Source organism: Haliea sp., from assembly GCF_040222615.1.
Classification (GTDB): domain Bacteria; phylum Pseudomonadota; class Gammaproteobacteria; order Pseudomonadales; family Halieaceae; genus Haliea.
In genome coordinates this window covers 1-5,365 of record NZ_JAVKCQ010000002.1, presented here as the reverse complement: position 1 = coordinate 5,365, position 5,365 = coordinate 1, and the positions used below count along the sequence as shown (strand labels likewise).

7 protein-coding genes and 1 pseudogene are annotated in these 5,365 nt (G+C 62.8%); 1 reads left to right on the top strand and 7 read right to left on the bottom strand.

Annotation, left to right across the window (positions count from 1 at the left end):
* The 7 genes from RJQ10_RS00070 to flgB all read right to left on the bottom strand — a co-directional run.
* Nucleotides 1–391, bottom strand: a 391-nt coding sequence (locus RJQ10_RS00070; RefSeq protein WP_350142362.1) for a flagellar basal body L-ring protein FlgH, incomplete at its 3' end; no start/stop codon positions are given.
* Nucleotides 392–400: 9 nt separating this feature from the next.
* Complete coding sequence (gene flgG, locus RJQ10_RS00065; protein ID WP_350142360.1) at nt 401–1,186, bottom strand: flagellar basal-body rod protein FlgG; 786 nt, start codon at nt 1,184–1,186, stop codon at nt 401–403.
* A gap of 12 nt (nt 1,187–1,198) precedes the next feature.
* The gene (locus RJQ10_RS00060; RefSeq protein WP_350142358.1) at nt 1,199–1,939 is read right to left on the bottom strand and encodes a flagellar basal body rod protein FlgF; all 741 of its coding nucleotides are present in this window, start codon (nt 1,937–1,939) and stop codon (nt 1,199–1,201) included.
* Nucleotides 1,940–1,958: 19 nt separating this feature from the next.
* On the bottom strand, nt 1,959–3,224 hold the full coding sequence (flgE, locus tag RJQ10_RS00055) for a flagellar hook protein FlgE (RefSeq protein ID WP_350142356.1): 1,266 nt from the start codon (nt 3,222–3,224) through the stop codon (nt 1,959–1,961).
* 56 nt (nt 3,225–3,280) lie between these two features.
* Nucleotides 3,281–3,985 (bottom strand): flagellar hook assembly protein FlgD, encoded by a 705-nt coding sequence (locus RJQ10_RS00050; protein WP_350142354.1) that lies wholly within the window; start codon nt 3,983–3,985, stop codon nt 3,281–3,283.
* An 18-nt stretch (nt 3,986–4,003) separates the two neighbouring features.
* Nucleotides 4,004–4,423 carry a flagellar basal body rod protein FlgC gene (gene flgC, locus RJQ10_RS00045; protein ID WP_350142352.1) on the bottom strand — a complete coding sequence of 140 codons (420 nt, stop codon included), beginning with the start codon at nt 4,421–4,423 and terminating at the stop codon, nt 4,004–4,006.
* A gap of 2 nt (nt 4,424–4,425) precedes the next feature.
* A complete protein-coding gene (gene flgB / locus RJQ10_RS00040; protein WP_350142350.1) occupies nt 4,426–4,818 on the bottom strand; it encodes a flagellar basal body rod protein FlgB in 393 nt (130 codons plus the stop codon).
* A 251-nt stretch (nt 4,819–5,069) separates the two neighbouring features.
* Between flgB and RJQ10_RS00035 the strand changes: the two are divergent.
* Nucleotides 5,070–5,365 (top strand): annotated as a pseudogene (locus RJQ10_RS00035) (hypothetical protein); the annotation flags it as partial.

Genomic DNA, 5,365 nt, shown 5'->3' with positions numbered 1-5,365 from the left:
CCTCGCCGGAGAAGGCGCTGGCGCCGTTGATGTCCACACCTAGGTTGTAACGACCGTTCACGGTGACCGGCTGGCCAAAGACGGTGGGGCTGGTGAGGTTGATTTCGCTGCTCTTGTCCAGCTCGGTGTCACTGCTTTTGCTGCCGGTGGTGGCCTCGACCAGCACCACGCTGACAATGTCACCCACCTGCACCGCGCGCGTGTCGCTGAACAGCGACATCGCCTGCGAGGAAACATACACGCCGCCATTGGTGGGCGGCTTCGGCAACAAGGAGTAATCGATGGGGTCTACCGGCCCGTACAGCTCGCTACTTTTTTCCTGCACGCCGCCACAGCCGACCAGAACCAGCAGGCCAGTCGCCAGGATCATACACTTCAAGGAAGCAGGCACAGTCACTCCTTACAGGTTATTGGAGACGAACTGGAGCATCTGGTCAGCGGTGGAGATGGCCTTGGAGTTCATCTCGTAGGCGCGCTGGGTTTCAATCATGTTCACCAGCTCTTCCACCACGTTGACGTTGGAGCTTTCCACATAGCCTTGCACCACGGTGCCGAGGCCGTTGATACCCGGGTTGCCCGGCTGCGGCGCGCCGCTGGCGCCGGACTCAACCATGAGATTCTCGCCCCGCGCCTGCAGGCCGGCCGGGTTGATGAAGTCCGATAGCTGGATGTTACCCACCTGGCTTACCGCCGCGCTGCCGGGCACCGTGACCGATACCGTGCCATCACCGCCAATGCTGATGGAGGTGGCGTTCTGCGGGATGGTGATGGGGGGCTGCAGCTGGTAACCGGCAGAGGTCACCACAATGCCCTGGTCGTTGATCTGCAGTGAACCATCGCGGGTGTAGGCCTGGGTGCCGTCGGGCAGCAGAATCTCGAAAAAGCCGCGGCCCTGAATGGCCAGGTCCAGCGAGTTGTCGGTTTTGGTCAGATTACCCTGGGTGAACAGCTTCTCGGTCGCCACCACGCGAGTACCAGTGCCGATCTGCAGGCCCGAGGGCAGCAGCGTGTCCTGTGAGGACTGCGCGCCAACCTGACGCACATTCTGGTACACCAGGTCTTCAAAAATGGCGCGGCTGCGCTTGAAACCCGTGGTGCCGACGTTGGCCAGGTTGTTGGCAATGGTCGACATGCGCGTTTGCTGCGCGTCGAGGCCGGTTTTGGAAATCCACAATGACTGTGACATGGCCTGAATTCCTTATTCGAGTCGCATTAATTGGGTTGACGCCGTGTCCAGCTCCTGGGCGGTGGACATCATGCGCACGTGCATTTCGTACTGCCGGGCCAATTCGATCATGTGCACCATGGCGGACACGGGATTGACGTTGCTGCCCTCCAGCATGCCGGAGGCCAGCCGCACTTCCGCCGCGGGCTCGGATACGAGGCCATCGCCCGCGCGCAGCAGACCATCGGTGCCCTTGTCGATCGCCTCCGCCGGTGGGTTTACCAGCTTGATGCGGTCGAGCACCGCCACCGCATTGATCTGCTCGCCCAGCGGCACAATGGACACCGTGCCGTCGGCACCCACGGTCAACGAGCTGAAGGGTGGCAGGGCAATAGGCCCGCGTTCGCCGAGTACCGGTTGCCCGCCACCGTTGACCAGCTGCCCGAACTCATCCACCCGCAGGTCGCCGCGCCGGCTAAGTGCCTCGGTGCCATCCGGTGCCTGTACTGCGATCCAGCCCTCGCCAACAATCGCCACATCGAGGTCGCGGCCGGTTTGCTCGAGGCTGCCCGCTGCCAGATCGGTGCCCTTGCGCGTTTCGATCGTGTACACGCGGCTCGCAACACCCACGCCGTCGAGATAGCGGCTTTCCGCGTTTACCAGGTCGGCCTTGAAGCCTGGCGTGGCCGCGTTGGCCAGGTTGTGGCTGTTGGCGGCCTGCGCCAGCATCATTTCCTGGGCACCGGAGGCGGCGATATAGACGAAGTGGTCCATCAGTCAGGCTCTACGCTGCTTATCGCAGGTTGATCACGGTCTGGGTGACCGCGTCTTCCGCCTGAATCACCTGCGCATTGGCCTGGAAGTTGCGCTGGGCAATGATCAGGTCGACCAGCTGCGCGGTGATTTCCACGTTGGATTCCTCCAGTGCTGCCGACTGGATGACACCCAGGCCCGATGTACCGGGAGCACCGACGTTCGAGGGTCCCGAGGCGAAGGTCTCCACCCAGTTGGTGTCGCCAATGGGCTGCAGGCCATTGGGGTTGTTGAAGTTGGCCAGGGCAATCTGCGCCAGTGCGCGCGACTCGCCGTTGGTGAAACGGGCAAAGGCGATACCGGTGGCATCGATCTCCAGGCCGCGCAACTGGCCGGCGGCAAAGCCGTCCTGGACCACACTGCTCACTGCGAAGGGTGTGCCGAACTGTGTCGTATCAGAGAGGGATACCGTAATGTCCTGCGGGTCCGCACCGGTACCCGCCCCCGCTGCATTCAACGGCTGCCAACCGCTGATGTTCACTTCTACCGGCAGGGTAAGCGGGTCAAACTGGCCGTTGGACTGGAAGGTCAGCGTGTCGGGGCCTGAGGTAGTGACGCCATCCACCAATGAATGCACTTCCCACTCATTGGGTGTGGCCGTTTTGACGAAGTACAGGCTCAACACGTGGGGGTTGCCCAGGCCGTCGTACACCGTGGTTGAGGTGGTGGCGTTGAAGGAACTGGGGTCCGGGGAGGTGGGCGGCGCTGCGAAGGCATCAAAGGGGCCACCAAACGGCACCGTGGGTGGCACTTCGCGGGAATCCAGGTTGGAGGTGAGGTCCACAAGGCCGGTCGGATTCGGATCCAGTAGCGAGGTATCGATCTGGATGTTACCGAGTTGCCCGGTGACGTCGCCCACCGAGTTCACCTGAAACCCCTGCAGCCGCGAACCATTGTTGCTGACCACGAAGCCCTCGCGGTCGACCTTGAAGTTGCCGGCGCGGGTGTACTGCAGGGCGCCGTCAACGCTGAGCTGGAAGAAGCCGCCGCCGCTGATGGCGAGGTCCAGGGCGTTGTCGGTGAAGCTGATGTTGCCCTGTCCGAACTCCTGGGTCACCGCCGACAGGCTCACGCCTTTGCCGATGGCGTTGCCGCCGGCGCCGAGCAGGCTGGTGGCAAACACGTCGGCGAATTCCGCGCGGGAGGTCTTGTAACCCACCGTCGAGGCATTGGCGATATTGTTACTGATAACATTGAGGTCTGCACTCGCAGCGTTAATGCCTGAAATTGCGGTATCAAAGGCCATTGTCTCTCTCCTGGCTCAACAAACTGTGTAGCGCGGTCCCGGCGGGCCCAACGCTGTTACAAAATACTCTTGATCGTGTTCATGCCCACGGTCTGGCCATTGGCCAGGTTGAGGGCAACTTCACCGGAACCCGCGGCAATCGCCACCGAATCCACCCGCTGGTGGGCGTACACCGGCACCGTGGTGGACACACCGCCCACCAGTGCCTCCACCGACACGCGATACTGGCCCGCCTCAAGTTGCGCACCGCTGCCGTCGCGGCCATCCCACTGCACCCGGAAGTCAGAGTTCACGCCGGGGGGGAGTGCCGCGCTGTACACCAGCCGGCCCGTCATATCCTGCACAAACAGGGTGGCCGAGGTGGCGTTGCCGTTAAAAGCGACTGTGGCATCAAGTGCCAGGGCGGGTTCATCGCCCTCCTCGCCACTGCCCTCAACCGGACGCAGCAGCCCCACATTGCCTTCCGTGACGACATCGCGGCCCACCAGATTGGCCGCCTGCAGTGCCTGGCTGCCGGTCAGCGCCGACGCCAGTCCACCGAAACCGGTGTTCAGGTCCTGAATGCCCGACACGGTGCCGAACTGCGCCAACTGGCCCATGAAATCCATGTTGTCCAGCGGCTTGGTGGGGTCCTGGTTTTTCAACTGCGCGACCATCAGCGTCAGGAACGCCTCCGAACCCATGTCCTCAACGGAGTTGGCCTGTCGCGTTGCCGCTTCCGGTTGCGGAAACAGCTCATTGATGCCGGCGAGCGTGGTCATCGGTGTCGTCCTCTGTGATTATCGGCCCAGCGTGATGGTGCGCTGGATAAGCTGTTTGGCTGTGTTCATGGCCTCGATGCTGCTCTGGTAGGAGCGCGAGGCGGATATCATGTTGGCCATCTCATCCACCGGGTTGATGTTGGAGCGGTAGATATATCCCTCTTCGTTGGCCAGCGGGTGCGAGGGCGCGAACTCCTGTCGCGGGGGCAGCGTCGACTGAAAGATCTCCGTCACGCGCACACCGGCTGCGGCGCCGTCTGCGTCAGCAAAGCTGTCCTGGAGCATGGTTTCAAACACGGGATAGCGCGCCTGGTAGGCCCCTTCCGGGGTGCTGCTGACGACCTGGGAATTGGCCAGGTTGCTGGAGATGGTATTGAGCCGCACGCTCTGTGCCTCAAGGGCCGATGCGGATACCGCCATGATATTGAACAGGCTCATGGTTACTCGCCTCTTATCGCGCGCTGTGTGGACTTGATGCGGCTGTCCAGAATGGTCAGGCTGGCCTGATAGCGGATGGCGTTGTCCATGAACTCGGCGTGCTCGCGCTGGGCGTCCACCGTATTGCCGTCCAGCGACGGCTGGTTGGGCACGCGGTACAGGAGGGGCTGCTCGTTAGACCCTGCCATGCCACCGCTGGCGTCGAGGTGGCGGGCATGGGTGCGGCGCAGGCCGCTGGCGGTCGCCGCCTGCATGGCAGCGACGAAGTCGATGTCCCGCGCCTTATAGCCCGGCGTGTCCTGATTCGCCAGATTGGCTGCTATCAGCTCAAGGCGCTGTGCGCGCAATGCCATGGCCTGCCCGCTCGCGCCAAAAACCCGGTCAGTAAAACTCATCGTCTGTCACTCCTCTGTTGCCCCGTGCGTACAGCACTCGCAGGAAACCTCATCAGGAATCGTGCCAAAAGAATAATATTCATAATTTACAATGGCTTAGAGAATATCAACGGCCGCTGAAAGCGGCGCTCGACAGCCTGGTTGCCGCCCCGGCGGCAAGAATTGCCGCCCCGCCCGGCGTGGCCGGCGATCGCAATCAGGTGGCATGATTCCTGCTTGAACTCCCGTTGACGGCACATTTGGGAGGCTTCATGTCAATTTTCCGGCGCGCCACCGCGCTTGCTCTGCTCGCCGCTGCCACCAGCGTCGGCCTGTCCGGCGCCGACCTACGAGCCGAGTCGCTGCATCCGCTGCAGGACGTCGTGGCGGCTGCCACACTTGCCGCGACGGAGGCGGCACAGGCGCAGGGCTATGCCAATCTTGAGGTGAGCGCGAGACCGCTGGACTCTCGTCTGCGCCTGCAGGCCTGTGGTGAACCACTGGAAACCTTCAGCAGTGCCAACGCCAGCGTGCTGGGCCCGGTCAGCGTGGGCGTGCGCTGCGCGCA